Annotated in this window: 15 protein-coding genes; 10 read left to right on the top strand and 5 right to left on the bottom strand. The window is 42.6% G+C overall.

Translation table 11 applies throughout. The features are described from left to right. The first annotated feature begins 93 nt into the window (after nucleotides 1–93). The 9 genes from HOL16_04820 to HOL16_04860 all read left to right on the top strand — a co-directional run bounded on the left by HOL16_04820 (nucleotide 94) and on the right by HOL16_04860 (nucleotide 8,783). On the top strand, nucleotides 94–747 hold the full coding sequence (locus HOL16_04820; protein ID MBT5390015.1) for a hypothetical protein: 654 nt from the start codon (nucleotides 94–96) through the stop codon (nucleotides 745–747). A gap of 382 nt (nucleotides 748–1,129) precedes the next feature. Continuing rightward, complete coding sequence (locus HOL16_04825) at nucleotides 1,130–1,732, top strand: hypothetical protein (GenBank protein ID MBT5390016.1); 603 nt, start codon at nucleotides 1,130–1,132, stop codon at nucleotides 1,730–1,732. Nucleotides 1,733–1,893: 161 nt separating this feature from the next. Further along, entirely contained in the window at nucleotides 1,894–2,496 is a 603-nt protein-coding gene (locus HOL16_04830) for a hypothetical protein (protein MBT5390017.1), read from the top strand. A gap of 147 nt (nucleotides 2,497–2,643) precedes the next feature. Next, on the top strand, nucleotides 2,644–3,147 hold the full coding sequence (locus HOL16_04835) for a hypothetical protein (GenBank protein MBT5390018.1): 504 nt from the start codon (nucleotides 2,644–2,646) through the stop codon (nucleotides 3,145–3,147). A gap of 172 nt (nucleotides 3,148–3,319) precedes the next feature. Next, nucleotides 3,320–4,219 (top strand): fused MFS/spermidine synthase, encoded by a 900-nt coding sequence (locus tag HOL16_04840; GenBank protein ID MBT5390019.1) that lies wholly within the window; start codon nucleotides 3,320–3,322, stop codon nucleotides 4,217–4,219. Between the two features lie 178 nt (nucleotides 4,220–4,397). Continuing rightward, the gene (locus tag HOL16_04845) at nucleotides 4,398–4,895 is read left to right on the top strand and encodes a spore coat protein U domain-containing protein (protein ID MBT5390020.1); all 498 of its coding nucleotides are present in this window, start codon (nucleotides 4,398–4,400) and stop codon (nucleotides 4,893–4,895) included. Between the two features lie 185 nt (nucleotides 4,896–5,080). Beyond that, nucleotides 5,081–5,569 carry a spore coat protein U domain-containing protein gene (locus HOL16_04850; GenBank protein MBT5390021.1) on the top strand — a complete coding sequence of 163 codons (489 nt, stop codon included), beginning with the start codon at nucleotides 5,081–5,083 and terminating at the stop codon, nucleotides 5,567–5,569. Nucleotides 5,570–5,676: 107 nt separating this feature from the next. Then, complete coding sequence (locus HOL16_04855) at nucleotides 5,677–8,190, top strand: fimbrial biogenesis outer membrane usher protein (protein MBT5390022.1); 2,514 nt, start codon at nucleotides 5,677–5,679, stop codon at nucleotides 8,188–8,190. A gap of 80 nt (nucleotides 8,191–8,270) precedes the next feature. Then, complete coding sequence (locus HOL16_04860) at nucleotides 8,271–8,783, top strand: spore coat protein U domain-containing protein (GenBank protein ID MBT5390023.1); 513 nt, start codon at nucleotides 8,271–8,273, stop codon at nucleotides 8,781–8,783. Nucleotides 8,784–8,944: 161 nt separating this feature from the next. On the opposite strand, the gene HOL16_04865 is transcribed toward HOL16_04860, so the two are convergent. Both HOL16_04865 and HOL16_04870 read right to left on the bottom strand, forming a co-directional pair. Continuing rightward, the gene (locus HOL16_04865; protein ID MBT5390024.1) at nucleotides 8,945–9,622 is read right to left on the bottom strand and encodes an RES family NAD+ phosphorylase; all 678 of its coding nucleotides are present in this window, start codon (nucleotides 9,620–9,622) and stop codon (nucleotides 8,945–8,947) included. Then, nucleotides 9,619–10,014: a DUF2384 domain-containing protein gene (locus tag HOL16_04870; protein MBT5390025.1), complete on the bottom strand. Its 396-nt coding sequence runs from the start codon at nucleotides 10,012–10,014 to the stop codon at nucleotides 9,619–9,621. Before HOL16_04870 ends, HOL16_04865 begins: the two co-directional genes overlap by 4 nt. 179 nt (nucleotides 10,015–10,193) lie before the next feature. On the opposite strand from HOL16_04870, the gene HOL16_04875 reads away from it, so the two are divergent. Beyond that, nucleotides 10,194–10,979 (top strand): hypothetical protein, encoded by a 786-nt coding sequence (locus HOL16_04875; protein MBT5390026.1) that lies wholly within the window; start codon nucleotides 10,194–10,196, stop codon nucleotides 10,977–10,979. Between the two features lie 140 nt (nucleotides 10,980–11,119). Here the strand turns inward: HOL16_04875 and HOL16_04880 are convergent, their stop codons facing one another. The 3 genes from HOL16_04880 to HOL16_04890 form a co-directional block, all read right to left on the bottom strand. Further along, nucleotides 11,120–11,866, bottom strand: coding sequence for a molecular chaperone (locus tag HOL16_04880; GenBank protein MBT5390027.1), 747 nt, complete (start codon nucleotides 11,864–11,866; stop codon nucleotides 11,120–11,122). A 1-nt stretch (nucleotide 11,867) separates the two neighbouring features. Beyond that, the gene (locus HOL16_04885; protein MBT5390028.1) at nucleotides 11,868–12,410 is read right to left on the bottom strand and encodes a spore coat protein U domain-containing protein; all 543 of its coding nucleotides are present in this window, start codon (nucleotides 12,408–12,410) and stop codon (nucleotides 11,868–11,870) included. Nucleotides 12,411–12,539: 129 nt separating this feature from the next. Then, complete coding sequence (locus HOL16_04890; protein MBT5390029.1) at nucleotides 12,540–15,854, bottom strand: hypothetical protein; 3,315 nt, start codon at nucleotides 15,852–15,854, stop codon at nucleotides 12,540–12,542. Nucleotides 15,855–16,101: the final 247 nt, after the last annotated feature.

A 16,101-nucleotide genomic window follows, 5' to 3' on the forward strand; every position in this document is an offset into this window, starting at 1 on the left:
TTATATTTCCTGCTGCAAAATTTAGCTAGAATGTGTTAAAGTATGTGCTAAAATACTAACAGAGACGGGTAACTTTTAAGGATTTGCGGAAAAATGCGTTATAGTGATTGGAAAGGCCTTTGTTTTCAAGACGTGAGGGTGGCTGTTAGGGTTCTTTCAGTGGCACTTTTTCTCTGCTATTTTATTGGTATTTCGTTTTCACAAGCTGGCTCTTCTGGAGGAGGAGGTGGTGGTGGAGGTGGTGGTCCAGGCGGGGGAAGTCCTTCGAAGGTTATTCCAGTGGGTGCCTCGATAGGGCTCCAAATTTTCATTCAAGATTCTAGTATTGATGGACTCACTTTTGATGAAATATTAGATTCAACTGCGGGTGACGTTACGGCTCAGGACAAAATATGTGTCTTTAGCAATGTGAATTTTGGAGGTTTAGCTAGGGCGTACACAGTGACTGTAACGAGTGATAATGGGGAGTACAAGCTGTTGAATGCAGATGCTGCAGCTGCGGCAACGCCTGGTGGGCAGATGGTATATTCGATCCAATTTGCCGATAATGTGAATGGCGCTGGTGCACAACAGGTGCCCGAGGGCGCAACATTGACGGGGTTTCAAGCAACTTCTGTTGGTAAGTGTAGAGGAAACAATCCTGGAAATAATTCTGTTGTTATAGCTACAATTCTGGAGTCGGATTATCAAGCAAAGCTGGCTGGTGACTATCTTGATAATATTACTGTGACAGTTGCCTCGCCGTAGACTTTTCTTTTAAAAAACAATAGCTAATTAGAGTTTTAAGCTAAGCCTAATATAATAATCTTTGAGAATGTGTGTATTCTGAGTTTTAGAATTGAACCATAGAATAAAACTCAACAAAAACAATCGAATGTATTATTTTTGTATGGGTTTAGCATCTGACATCTCTTGTCCCAATGAAAAACAGATCATTTATCTCATTGCAACTCCTTAAATGCTTTAGAAAAATGTACCAAAAATAGTTCGGTTTATTATTTTAATTAATTCAAATAGATATTGTTATGCAATGAAAAAGAAATAATAACTTTAGACTATTTGTGGTAATATTATATTGAGATGTTTGTTTCATTGTGGTTTTAAAGTTTGTGTTTAAAGAGGTGGAGTTATGTCAGGAAAGTTTAGTAGCGTTAAACGTTTAAATGTATTTGCTGCAAGTGCTTTAGGCTTGGGGCTGCTCTTGTCTTCGTCAACAGGCATTAAGTCGGCGTCTGATAGTGATGATATAACTCTGACATTGGCTGTTGGACAACAGATCTTTATACAAGATTCCAGCATTGATAACATAGATTTTGGTACTGTTTCTGAGGTTACAAGCGGTGATTTAGATGGAACAGATGATCTATGTGTTTTTAGCAATGTGAAGTCAGGCACAGGTAATCAAACTAAGGCCTTTAAGCTTACACTTACCACAGCAGAGACGGCAACCTTTCAATTGGAAGAGGACGGTGGAGCCGGCACGATAGCCTACTCTGTGGAATGGATTGATGAAATCGGAGGATCATTTGGTGATGGTGGAAATAGTACTGTAACGTATAACACCGCTGTTGACGATCAAACTGCGACAACCATTGGTCAGTGTCGAGGGTCGGGTGGAAATGACAATACGAAGTTGTTTATCCGAATACTTGAGGCAAACTATACTGAATTAGATGCTGCAACGTACAATGGTACTATTACTGCAGTGGTCGCTCAAGCTACGGGCACCTAATACGGGATAGTAATGGCCTTCCATCATTTCGATCGTATGGAAGAATTAAGGAGAGAGCGTTTGTTTTGTGTAGGTAGTTTTGAGTTCTTAATTTTAGCCTCATCTCAAGGAAAGTTTGTTGAGGCGCTTTAAGTTGATTTTGAAGAGTTGGAGACATAATTATGTTGAGGAAACTTCGTGGTATAGAATCGAGAGTTGTGTTGGGTGCAAGTTTTTTGGCATTTCTGGTGGCTTTTTTTCCTCCCACAGGCCTGAAGACTGCATCGGATAGCGATGACCTCACCTTAACAATCGCGGTCGGGCAACAGATATTTATACAAGATTCCAGCATTGACAATTTGGATTTTGGGACGTTAATTGAGTCTACAACTGGTAATTTAGATCAATCTGACGATCTTTGCGTTTTTAGCAATGTGAAGTCAGGAACAGGTAATCAAACTAAAGCCTTTAAGCTTACACTTACCACAGCAGAGACGGCAACTTTTCAACTGGAAGAATCCGGTGGGTCAGGTACCGTTGCCTATTCTGTGGAATGGATTGATGAAATCGGAGGAGCATTTGGTGATGGTGGAAATAGTGCTGTAACATATAACACCGCTGTCGACGATCAGGCTGCGACGACTATTGGTCAATGCCGAGGATCGGGGGGAACTGACAATTCCAAGCTATTTGTGCGGATAATTGAAGCTAGCTATGAAGCATTGGATTCTGGGACGTACGATGGAACAATCACTGCAGTGGTCGCTCAAGCGACTGGGACGTGATTAGTTTGATAATTTTCATTCATTCGAATATATGAAGTATAAGAGTGGAGGCCATTCTTTTCATTTCTGCTTGGGTGTTTTATTTTCAGTTCCAAGTAGTATATAGTGACGTGGTATGTTTCCGTTTAGCAACAGGTACGTTTGGATATGTTTATTAGCCGGAATGGGTTGCAGTTTATTTTGTTTCTTCTAGCATCCTGTTTTGTTTCGCAATGTGCCCAGGGGAAAGTTGCTATTTTGTCGCAGAATGGGGATGGGACATGGATGGGGACTTTAACTTTTGGGATCAGTGGATCTGGGTACAATGATTTTTGCATATATCAAACAAAAAAAAGCAAAAAAGCTAAATCCAAAGGGCAATACCGTTATTCAGTAACCATATCGAGCGATAACAATTTTAATTTAGTAGAACCTGTTTCTGGGGAAAAGATCCCTTATCGAGTTTACTTTACCGATAAGGCCTCAGACGTTGGTCGGCGTGAAGTATCTAACCGTGTTCCTATTAATAAACTGACAACTTCGATTTCAAAGGAGAAGAAATGCAAAGAGAATGCTCGATTGCGTGTGATAGCCCCTTCTAAGGGATTTGAGCTAGCTTTGTCTGGGAGGTACTCGGACCACTTAACGGTCACTGTAGATTCTGATGAGTAAGCTTGTAGTAATTCATAGACACATCTTTACTTGCGTAATGATGTGTCAGATAGCAACTTCTAGCGGTGCTTTACTTACATATTTATCCCATTTATCGCCATGCAACCCCACAAACCCCATTCCATGGACAATGATAGCCTGATATAGTGTTTTGGAGCTTATAGGGGGAGATATGGTGAAAACACGGCTATTTTATGAAATTATGTTGCTGGTTTTAGTGCTGGTGTGGCCTGTGGCAGGATTTGGAGCCGATTTTGGCCCTGTTTCTGGGGAAATTTGCCAGAATCTATATAATCAGCCCCCAGCGGATCCAAAGCTGGCTAATTTGGTTGAATATCGCGCCTCTTCTCAGAATCCAGTCTATGTTCTTGAACAAAATCAATATCTTATTATGTCATTCGGGGCTGTGCATGACCTTCAATCCATGTATAATCCCAAAGATGAATTGGAGGTTCCTCTTGTTTATCAAAGGATTATGAGCATTGGGGCTGCCTATCCAAAAAATTTGAAGAAGGTGCTTATGCTGGGCTTGGGGGGAGGCCGTCTGACCCAGTATCTGCGTCAGTATCTGAAAAGAGCTGAATTTACAGTTGTGGAACTAGATCCAGCTGTTATTAGCGTGGCCAAGGCGCATTTTGGGGTTCAGGAAAAGGATAAGCATCTTAAAATTGTCCAGGCTGATGCATGGGAGTATCTTAAAGATTCTAAAGACAAATTTGATCTCATTCTCGTGGATGTTTGTGTGAGTGACACAGTTCCTCCACAGGTCAAGTCGGCAGATTTCTATAAAGAGGTAAAAGCCCATTTGGCAAAAGGCGGGACCGCTGTTCAAAATGTTTCCCTAAAGCACTATTATTTGGGGGAAGCTGAGGCGGCTATGAGAGAAGCTTTTGGCGGCTTTGATTCCTTTGAAACCGATATGAACTTTATCCTTGTGGCTCCAGAAATGATCACGAAACATTCAGGTGTTCTTTCCTATCGTGCCAAGAGTCGTCAAAAGAAGTATTCTTTTCGATATCCTTTGGGCGAATTACTAGGGTGCTTTCATCGGAAAGAACCCATTTCCGACTAATGTAAAGTCTGACTTTACATTAGTCGGATTTCCATAAAGATTGACTGTGGAAATGGGCTCGGGGAGGGAGCCTGTTTTGCCAAAGTCTCCCCACCCCGTTACACCATTAAATTAAAAAACAAAATGAACAAATAATATTGTATAATAGAATTAAATATAAAATTTTACTGTGGTGGTCATGTTGAATAAATATTTAAGTATTATTACTTTATCTATTGTTTTATGTGCATTTTCTGAGGCGCAGGCGTCGGGGGTGAATGGCTCTTTTCAAGTATCTGCGACTGTTTCGGCTTCTTGTTCTGTATCAACTAATGATCTAAATTTTGGAAATTATAATAGCGGTCAAAATGGCGATTTGGATGCGACGGGACAGCTGGGAGTAGCCTGTACCAACGATACTTCCTATACAATTGATGTGGGAACGGGATTATATGGGAACGGATCTAGCAGGAAATTGAAGAGTGGCAATTCGGCGACGGCATCACTGAACTACCAAATTTATAAAGACGCAGGCAGAAATAGTGTCTGGGGCGAAGGATCAGGCGGAGCCAGTAAAGTAGCAACCGGAACGGGCGGACAACAAAGCCACGCTATGTATGGTCGGATTCCCGCGGGACAATCGGGAATGCCCACTGGTGCGTATTCAGATCATGTAATCGTCGAGGTAACATTTTGATTTATAATAGTTTTTTCAGAATGTTCTCAAATTATCTAAAATTTTAAAAAAATTTTGGTTTGTTAACCTTTTGTTAACCTTTTCACTCTAACATTAAAGATAGAGGCAAATTCTCTGACGAGAATATTGACGCATCTTACTGTTAACAAAGGAAATACAGGAGGACATTGGCAATGAAACTAAAAATGACAAGCATAGCCTTGATTCTTGTGGGAGCGCTCGTCATGGGGACTGCAAAGGCTGATTCTTCAAATGATTCTTTTCAGGTACTCGCAACTGTTGTGGCAAGCTGCACGGTGACGAGCAATGATTTGAACTTTGGCACCTATGAGGTATCGGGGATTCATGCCTCCAGTAACTTAAATGCAACCGGCAGCCTGGATGTGAATTGTACGCAAAATATTGCCTATGACATCGGTATGGATAATGGTTTGTATTATGGGGCTGGGGGTCGTCAGATGGAGAGTTTGACTGGAACAGATAAACTTTCTTATCAGATTTATAGAGATTCTTCTCGGTCTAGCCAGTGGGGGGCCGTTATTGGATCAAATACAGAGTCCGATATTGGTACGGGCATTATTCAGTCTCATACTCTATATGGTACTATTCCAGGTGGTCAAAGTGCTGCTGTTGATGATTATTCGGATACGATTGTGGTTTCTGTGACTTTTTAACTTTTTAACCGGCATACCTTCCAATTCCGCCTTCTTCCCCTGTGGACGAAGGCGGTTTTTTATACGATAATGCAAAAATAATGCTATAAAAACAGGGATGTTTGTCGTTGCCAGCCACTACACCAAAAATCTTTTTTAGACTCATTTTTGTTGTAAGTTTGCTTGTGCTTTGGGCAAAACCATCTTTTTCAAATCCCTCTCCAGCCGAAATGCAGGAGTTTTTACTTGAGACATCGGTTAACCACTCTAAACAGCCTGGTGTTGCTCTCTTTCTGATGGATAGCGAACAGCATCTCTGGGCGGATAAGGACGAGATACTGAAATGGCGACTAAAATTGCCAGAAGGCGTCTCCCCAGTTCAGTATCAGGGGAAAGAGTACTATGCCTTAGATTGGTATGAAGGCAGCAAATATGAGCTGGACTACGGTGCCATGCATGTATTTATTACGTTGCCGCCAAGGCATTTTCCTGAAACAGTTCTAAGCGATCTTCCCGAAAAGGTATTTGCCAAACTACCCGAAGATGTGGGTGGCTTTTTGAATTATGATTTTACAGGGACGCGCACGGGGACGCAGGCAAAAACCCGGGGTACGGGTGTAACAGAGCTGGGTGTCTTTCTTCCCTATGGCGTGGTGACCAATGATATTCTTTATAAAAATATTGGAGGCAATTTTAAACCCATAAGATTAGAGAGCACCTGGACCGTTGATAATCCAGAAACGCCCAGTCGGTGGCAATTTGGAGATGCGACTGCTCGGCCCTCACCGTGGGGGGGCTCAGTCCTTTTTGGCGGTGTTAAATGGGGGACGGAATATGACATTCGGCCGGATATTGTAAAATTTCCTGTCCCAAGCTATCGAGGAAAAGCAGCTCTTCCCAGCAATGTGGAAGTGTTCATAAACGAATCAACTCGATTACGAAAGGAAGTGGAAAGCGGCCCCTTTTTGATCGAAGATTTGCCCGTTATATCTGGGGAAGGGGACATAAAAATCGTAACGACGGATCTATTAGGGCGGCGGCAAGAGGTAATTATGCCCTACTATACATCCCAGGAACTTTTGAAGCCTGGTTTGGAAGATATGTCCGTCTCGGTGGGTGTGATCCGCAGTGATTTCGGCATTGCGAGCAACCAATATACAGAGCCCATGGCCTCAGGAGATTACAGGCTTGGGATTACGGATGATTTTACCTATGGTCTGCATACGGATATTTTAAAGAAGAGTCAGTCAGGGGGGCTTACCCTTGAGTATCTTCTCTTAAATTACGCTATTTTGTCCAGTTCCTATGCCGTTAGCCGAGATACACGAGGGCCAGGGAGGCTGCTTTCCTTTGAGTTTTTGAGGCAGGGTAAATTCACCTACGGTGGGAGAGGAACCTTTACGTCGCGTGATTTTTCCAGTGCAAGCACTCTTTTGACTTCTGTTGCCCCTAGTTTTACGGGGCAGGTTTCCACAGGCTATACATTCGAAGATTTTGGGTCGTTAAACTTATCCTATACGTTGCAAAACCGGCGCTTGGAAGACTCAACAAAGTTTTTGACGCTAAGCTATACGAAAAATATTACGAATGGTCTTAACTTTAGAACCAGTACGCTTATGAATCTTGTGGACAAAAAGCAAAATCAGATAACCTTTTCTCTCGTTTGGACACTGGACTCCGATCATGTCTTGGCATCAAGTTATATCCATCGTAAGAATCAAGAAGATCAAAAAGTGACTCGATTCCGGAAGCGTCTCCCCACAGGCACTGGCTTTGGATACAATATTTTGGCCCGGAAAGATGATAATAACTTTTATGAAGCAGGGCTAGATTACCAAAACAATTATGGGAAATATCGTTTTATTGGATCTCGCTTTAAGGCCAATGATAGTTATCAATTAGAGGCTTCTGGTGGGATAATCCATTATGGTGGAACAACGATTATGGCACGGCACGTGGATCAAGGATTTGCGCTTGTCGAAGTGCCAGACATGAAAGATGTGCGTGTCTATAGTAATAATCAGCTTGTTGGAACCACAAACTCTGATGGGAAGCTATTAATCCCCAATTTACGAGCCCATCAGAAAAACAAAGTATATTTAGAAACAAAAGACTTGCCTCTGGATGCTCAACTGCTAGATGAGCCAGAGCTTATCTTTGTTCCTTATTTCCGCAGTGGTGTTCGCGCTCGATTCGATGTGAAACGATCAAAGAGTGCAACGGCTCAGATCATGATGGATTCTGGCGAACCTGTTCCGACAGGGGCATCTGTTAAATTAGAGGATCATGCACAGTCGTACCCCGTGGCATATGACGGAGAAGTTTTCTTGACGGATCTGAAAGTGGGGACTTGGAAAGGTGAGGCACAGTGGAAAGGCAACCGTTGTTCGTTCACGATCCAACTGGATAAGACCGATGATCCCATGCCTTATTTGGGGGCAATAGGGTGTAAGCATCGCCTTACGAAGGAACAGAAAGCTATTCCAGTTTTAAAGAAAGACGATGAAGCCGAAGCTGAAAAAGCTTCCAAAGATGATTCTGTAGATGGATCTAAGGGAGCTCAATCCCAGTCAGGTGAGAGTAAATTGCCAGCAGTTCAAGAACAAAAGTTGACGGACGAAACGGGGCCTCAAGATGAGTAACTTTGTTTTTAGGTTGAAGAGGATGTTCAACTGGAGTGATTTCTATTATTATGGGTACAATGGGGGATGTGAGTGTGTTCATGAAGAATATAAATGAAAAAAAGAATCTGCATAAAACCTACATATGGTTGATCTGTATTTGTGCCATGTTTTTTGTCAGTCAAAATGCGCAGGCGAAATGTAATGGGGAGACTTGTACATGTGACGTGACAGCAGACTCCTTTTCTTTCGGAGAATATACCCCATTTGAAAATCATTCCGTGGATTCGACCAGCACCATAAAAGTGACTTGTAGTGCCTCTGACTCTTTTAGGGCTCGGTATGTTATTTCTCTTATGACGGGCAATTCTGGCTCCTATCGGGTTCGAAAAATGAGCAGTGGCAGATCCTTTCTCCAATACAACCTCTACACAGGGCCTTCTCATCGCGTTGTGTGGGGAAATGGGAGTCAGGGCTCCAAAAGGGTTACGGGCAGAAGTTCCGGGTCTCGGGCAGTGACCAAGGAATTTACCTTGTATGGTCGAATCCCTTCGAACCAGAATGTGCCGGTTGGGTTTTACTCTGATACCATCGTCGTGGGGATAGATTTCTAGTTTCTAGAGAGCGGGAAAGGCCAAATCTATTATCTTATGTTTGGCCTCTTGTTTTGCCTCTGGGCCCTTTGATCGCTAAAAACTCTATACTGTCATCTCACGTTCCGACATTCGATAAATCCGATGCAAAAAGTTCCCACTCCGGCATCAGTTATCCGTTCCTACGAAACCTTTCTCAAAGCCCGCTTCTCAAACACATGTACGATTTTTTCGCCATTCCAGTGATAAGACAGGTGGCGTTCTTGGCGGCAATTGCTTAGGACAGCAGCTTTAAAGGTTGCGGTACACAGGCCATCAGGTTGGCGAACGCTTTTGTACGTTAGGCCATTGGAATCTTCAGACTTTAGACGAAGGGCGAGTGCTTGGGAATTTCCATAGTTGGTAGGGTGGTAAACATCAGATACATCCTCATTCAGGGTCCTGAGATCATGAAAGTCCCCCACTAGGTCTGCAACCAAGACGCGCATATCAATGAACATGGCCCCTTCCCCGGTTGCTCGGAGAAAGTTTTCCCGATGATAAGTGGTCTCGGCAATGGCGGTTTGCAGGTCGAAGGCCGCATAATACACGCCCCAAGAGCCATCACTAAAGCGGCTGCCACGCCTATTCTTGTGGGTAAAAGCTGCGGAGATATAGTTTGACGCAGGCTTTGTTCCGGCCGCATCTTTCCAGGCGGGGGCGCCACTGCGCAGCCGATCGTTGGTCATGCTTTCAATTTCGGCGAGGGCTCGGTGATTTTGTGGCCCGGCAATGCGTTCGAAAGGATTTACCGGGGGATACCGGCTGGGAATAATGCGCCAACAGGGAAGCCAGCGTATGGCACTTTTGGGTATCTTCATGACCAGCCTCCGCGCTGGGCATCCAAATACTGGCGTACTTCAAATAGATCAACCACATTACCAGATAGCATCCGATCTAGGGCAGACTTCTCGTCAAAAGCCGTATTGCTTTTATGGATCCATTCATCGGCAATGCTAGGGTTGGGGAATAGAATCTGGAGGGCTTTGTAAATGCCTAAGATATAGGAAATCCGCTCTAGTGTATCTTTGGACAAAAGGCCATTTTTCTCTTTTTTCCATTTGAAAAAGGTGGAGCGGGATTCTAGGCCCAACAAATTCATTTGTTGCTCAGTATCAAGGTGCCAAAGATTTGCAATGTTGAAAAATGCATCCAAGGCAGGGCGCGCCAAATCGCGACGATTAATCTCTTGTGAGGTACTTGTATCAACCATTTCCCTGATCCCTTTGCGGTTGTTTATGGATAGTCTATATATAAAATTTATCTAAAATTTTATCCATATTTGGACTTTTGTCAAGGGGGAGGATAGAAGACGGTTGACGTCCTAATTTTTACATAATAAATCTATCCATAGAGTTAAACGGAAATATTATATATATGGAGAGTTTCCAGATGAGCAGAATATCCAGTTTTTTCAGCAAGCCTTTGTTGGTTTTGGCGTTTATATTTGTTGGTACGACAGTTACTGAGGCATCTAGTAAAGTATTTGGGATGGAGGGGGCTACCTATTCTATGGTAGATAATTCAGAGTTTGAAGAAGACGGGAAAATGTATGCAGTGGTGCGGGCAACAGTTCAGAGTCAGTCGGAAGAGGAAGATTTCACTCAAGAGAAAGAGTTTGAGGTACGAGGATCCCACTCAAAGTATGCGTATCATGATGGTGAATTATATGCGACTGATGTTTTCAGTGTGAGTAGATTTATGCTCAACGAGGAAAGAACTCCTTTAGCTTCCCATATATTTAACCGTACGGAACAATATGGCTATGAGGCTTTAGGAGAAACCACTCTTAGAACAGCCTTGGAAGATGGTTGGGAGGCCGTTTTTAAAGGAACGCGCTTCCAAAGGCCTTTTGAGGGTGGTGAGTTTGTTCTTGAAGATGAGCAGCAGAATGATGAGCGTGTGAGAGAACAAAGGACAAAGGAAGCGAGTCTGAATTTTTCAATTTGTGTGCGGGAGTGGGATGAATTTTCAGGTTTTAAGAAAAAAAAGCGCCATTCCCTGAAGCAGTATGATGGTTACAAAGTTTCAAAAGTGACGGAGCATCGGATCCCTGGAGAAACAGAAATTAGTCGGACTGAAACTAAGGAATTAGAGCCAGGGGGAATATATACCACGACGACAGAGGCCCCTGAGTGTGCATCGGGACAAAAATTACGAGAGCTTAATCCTCTGTAAGTCTTAAGCCGGTGGGATCTAGAGGCACTTGGTATATCCTTCAGGCTTCCGGAAACAAGTTCAAGAAACGGAGGGCAGCAATGGTCAAAGCCATTAATCTGACCTCCGATTTGAGGCTGTTCTCTGCCCCTTGAGATATCTTACTCAACCGTGATCGTTGTTGTGTATTCGTCCTCTTTAAGGAGCCCGGTCAGCTTGATTTCATTGCCTGTAAGGTCTTTATCTAGGCTTATTTTCCAGGTGTGACGTTGTTCTGGAAGCACGTAGCTGAACGTAGATTCCTTTTTGCTAATTGGCTTATCAGCGGTATCTTTTAGCTGTAAGTCTGCGACACGGATATGGTTTTCTCCTGCGTTGTGGAGATCCACTTGCACCGTTTTGCTATCTAGGCGCTTTGCTTTCCAAATAGGTTTCATCTCCGTTTCATTTTTCGGATGTACGAATACGGGAATACTCATAACCAATTGGACCTGGAGCTTTCCCTGTCGAGCCTTCGCCTGAGCCGCTGTTGTGACTTCGGGGATGATTTCCGTGATAAACAGGCGATATGCTTTTTCCCGTTTTTCATCGGGGGCATTTCTAAGGGCGACCCGAATGGTCTGGCTCTTTTTTCCTTTTACGGGAAAGATAGGAGGGCTTACGACCATGTCTCGGCTCAATTCATATAAATCTTCACCGTCCTTTTGGTCCCAAGATTTTAGTTGGACCTGAAGCTGTCCACTTTCATCATTTAAGTTCCTGAGAAGGAGCTTTGTCACCGTGTCTTGAGGGGACAAATGGAGGCGGATAGGATTTAAATGATAGCTTCCTGTCGCAAATACCTTTGATGGATTGGACAGAAGTAAGCAGCTAAAGAAAGCGAGTAGGATTTTGTTTTTATGTTTCATTTTAGTATGTCACCGTAACTGTTATTACATCACTATACGTATCGTTATCAATCACTTGCCCTGACAGGACGGCACCGTAGACTGTAATAGTCTCGTTGGTGCCCGAAGAGGTCCCTGATTTCGTATCGGAGCCGGGAGAATTTCCCCAGTTGATGCTTCGAGACGAATTTTGGAATAACTTATAATTTAAGGTATCCGACCCGTTGGCGGCTTTCATCTTTCGCGTCGTCGTTGTTCCACCAGAAGTCGTTCCTTGGTTCAAACCGACGTCATACGTTGTCCCAACGGTACAAGTGAGTTGAATATTTGAGCTAGAGTTCAGATTATTGGTAGCGTTGACGCCAATTGGGTCGTAACTGCCAAAGCTCAAATCGTTGGCGGTGACCTGACAGGACTCCGCAACAGAGGCTGAAACTTGGAATGTGGTTCTATCTGATTCTCCCGAGTCGCCGGCGTCTTCTCCCCCTGAAGAACCAGCGAATGCTCCTGTTGCATAAAAAAGGCCAAATGCTACAGCAGTCGCTTTAGAAATTGCTATTTTCATTGTTGATACTTTCTCATTTTTTTCTTTTCAGTATGTCATGATATAAAAATTAGGTATAGCAATTTTGAAATAAATACATTTTTTACTTTTAAATCAATGATAAAAGTTAATTTGGTCCCTGTATTTTTTTTAATAGCCAAAATGTCCTTGGCGGAGGACGTATTTAATAACTCGGACGGTATGGTCGTCTAACCCACTGTTAAAATCTAGATTAAGGTGTTGTAAGCTCCGATTAAAAACTATCCCATTTGTGTTTAGTTTTGTACTGGGGCCTTCCTCATCTGTTCTCGATTCATTTTTGCCCTCTTCTTTTTTACCCTCTTCGTTTTCGTCCTTAAAAGCTGAAACATCAACAAGTCCTAAGGTAAGCATGGTAAACCACCCCTGATTATTAATAGAATTATGAGAGAGGTCAACGTCCTTCAAAACAGAATTCTTTCTAAATAATCTGGCTAGGCAAGAACAATCTCGAACATCAATTCGATTATCTTTCAAATTCAAAATGGAGACAGTTTCATGATTTTCGAGTGAGTCGACAAGCGTTGTCAACAGTTGGCCATTAACGCTATTTGAGGAGAGGTCGAGTAGGCTAAGTTTACTACGTTTAACGGCGGGACTAAGTTTTTCAATGGCAGGTTGATTAAGTCTCGAGCTAGCAAGATAAAGCTTAGTCAAATTTCCATCACCCAAAACGAGCAATCTGGCTATGCTTTTTATACCTGCTTCTCCAAAAACGTTATCACTGGCGTCCAATGAAATAAGGTTATTGGCATCGTATAGAATAGTTTCAATTCTATCGTCGGAAATACCGCAGCGTGAAATACTCAAATGGGTTAAGTGAGAGTGTTTTCTAAGTTGTTGTCCAAGTGTTTCAGCCTCTGTATCTGATAATTGTCGTCCAGAAAGATTTAATTCAGTGATGAATTTGCTGCTTAAGACTCTTTCAAGTTGAACAGAAAAATCCCCATCGATTTCATAACTTGGATCGGCAAATTCGACGGGGAATCCATTCTCAAATGCGAACTTTCTGGCCAGGGCAAGAAGCTTATCCTGAGGAGTAGAGTCATCGGTAAGCCTAAGTTCCTTGGGGAGGTATATATGATTTTTTCCATCTAATTTTGGGTATTTTCTTTTTGTTTGTGGTTTTGAAGCCATTTCCCTCAGTTGTTCTAGTTCTTGGGCCTCATGAACAACTTGCACCAGATCTAAATCCTGGTCTGTAGGAGTGGCTCGTGAATTGGAGGTCGAGCTTTTTACTGGAGCTAAGGCACCTGGAAAACCAAGAATATAGTCTTTGAGGACTGGATCGAGAGTTTGAATGCCGGGTTCGGTAGCAAAGCGGGTTAAAAGTTTTTCAAGAATCAAAATTCCTAAACTAGCAGCATACGTGCCCTTCAATGCAGCAGCAAAAAAAACGTCGTTTGCCTCCTTAAAAGCGGAGATCAAGGCAATCGGACTACGCTTTCGGAGAGAAAGTTCTGTACTCAAAGTACACCTTACACGCATCTCAGGAACTTCTATTTCAATGCCTGGATATAAACCCTGTACATGATCTACTGTTTTTTGTGACCTTGTATCAAGTTCGTCCTTTGATGGTGTCATAAGAGCTGCAATGTTTCCTAGTAGATTGCTTCGGAAACAGGAGACTGTGTCAGAATCTAATCGGCACCCCTCATCTGTTGGACTGTAGATGGCTGCGAACTTCTCATTGACTGGGCACAACATAGCACCACCGCGTTCAGGTTGTCCGAAAAGCCCAGACCTATGTCCCTTGAAAATAGGGATTTGATTTTGATTTATTTTAGCAAGAACGATCCCGCGAACATAAATGTGTAATTCAGGATGTTTTACGAATCTACTGAGGTCTTTATAGGAATAGGGTGAATCAGGGGCGATAGAAAAAGAGCTACCTCGGCTGGTTGATGGAGTGTTGTCTCTTGTGACGTGCTGGGGTATGGCGTTTGCATCGGTAGGTGATGCACTGTTGGATTTTACTTTCTCTTCTTCTTTGGGCGGAGGGGGGGGCACTACGAAGGAAGAAACATTAGATAGCGATTCTTTGAGTGCCGATTCATCTGCAGCTTCATTCAGTTTATTTCGAAGATTCTGTGCGATAGTTAGCATTTCCTCGTCAGAGTGCTTAACAAAAATACTGCTATCTGTTGGACTACCTGTTGAATTAATCAGCTTATTTATGAGGGGGTAGGATCCCTCTGAACCTGCAATTACGACAAAATCAGCGTGAATTCTTTTGGTGGGCTCTCCTGCTAAGACCATGTATCCAGTTGGTGTTTCTCCATCAGGATAAGTAGCATATTTGATTATTCCAGTTACTTCATGATTGGTGTACGTCTCAATATTCTTTCTTTTCAGAAGGTTAAGTAGATATGACCCTACTAACATAGGGTTCATCCCCTTTTCCTTTGTCAAGATCCCTCCCAGGAATTGAGGAAATCTTTCGTCTTCTTCTAATTCTTCAAAAAGGGCACTAGGAAGTCCCAGGAATTGATTGCCTGTTTCTTCATCGCTGTCAAAATGTTTTCGAAGTTCAGCAAAAAGTTCTGAATACTGTTCTTGACGTCTCTCATAATTTTCTCTGACTTGTTCTAATGTTAGTTCTTCTTCTGACTCCAACTTTTCTTGTTTTAACTTTGAAACAAGAAAGGCTAGACGTGGTAAGTTTGCGAAAATGTATTCTGGAAGCATTTGTAAAAATAGCAAGCTTGAGTACATACAGGACTCGGAAGTGTGCTCATGGGTAGAGTATTCTCCTCCAGAGTGAAGTCTGATAGCGAGGATACTAGCACCAGAAAATAACCGCTCATTTTTCTCTACTATGATGACATTAAGTCCAAAACTACGGCACAATATTGCTGCGGGGAGAGACGAATATCCTGATCCAACAAACACAATAGTTGGCATGTTTTTGGCAAGAGAAGGAGTGACAGCTCTTGAGGCGGGATTTTCTAATTTAGTTTTACACGTGACGTACATCCCCTCCAAAAAGAGAGGGGCTCTTGTGTGGTTTTCGTTAGTGGCTTGAGTAAACCACTCCACTGCTTCCAAGTTATTGCCAGCATTCAGGGCTTTCACGCCGTTAAGGAAAAATTGATTTGCATTCCATTTTCTATCTTCAATACTACTAGTTGATGAGGGAGGTAGGGGGTGACCATGTGAATCAGTTTTGAAGCTCACCTCCCCCAGGCTACTGGTAGACACTCCTCTTTCTCTAGTAGTATTCCACTGATCCTCGTTTACAGGTTCGTCCGTTGTTGGATAGATCGAAATTTTTTTGGATGTGAATCGTTTAATACTAATAATAGGTGATCCGGGGGAAGTGTCTTCATCTCCCTCTACTGCCCACACAAGGCTAGGGGCGCTTACAAAACAAGCTATACAGAATATGGTTGCGAACTTTTTATAACTTAAGAAAATCGATTTCATTAAAGCACCAAGCTTCACATAAATACATTTTATTTGTATAATGATGATGTATATATGAAATTCAATGAAAAGAAAATGCATAAAATTCAATTGGTTTTTTGAATGTTGCTACAATATAATGTGAGTCTGGGCTTGGTTGTGCATAAATAAATTTAATGCATTGTTAAGTGTATGTCCAAGTGGCTAAAAAACTCACTTCCAACTTTCTGAAGCTTTAAATACATTCTTTCGAGGATTCGCGGCGATA

Source organism: Alphaproteobacteria bacterium (assembly GCA_018662925.1).
Taxonomy (GTDB): Bacteria; Pseudomonadota; Alphaproteobacteria; order 16-39-46; family JABJFC01; genus JABJFC01.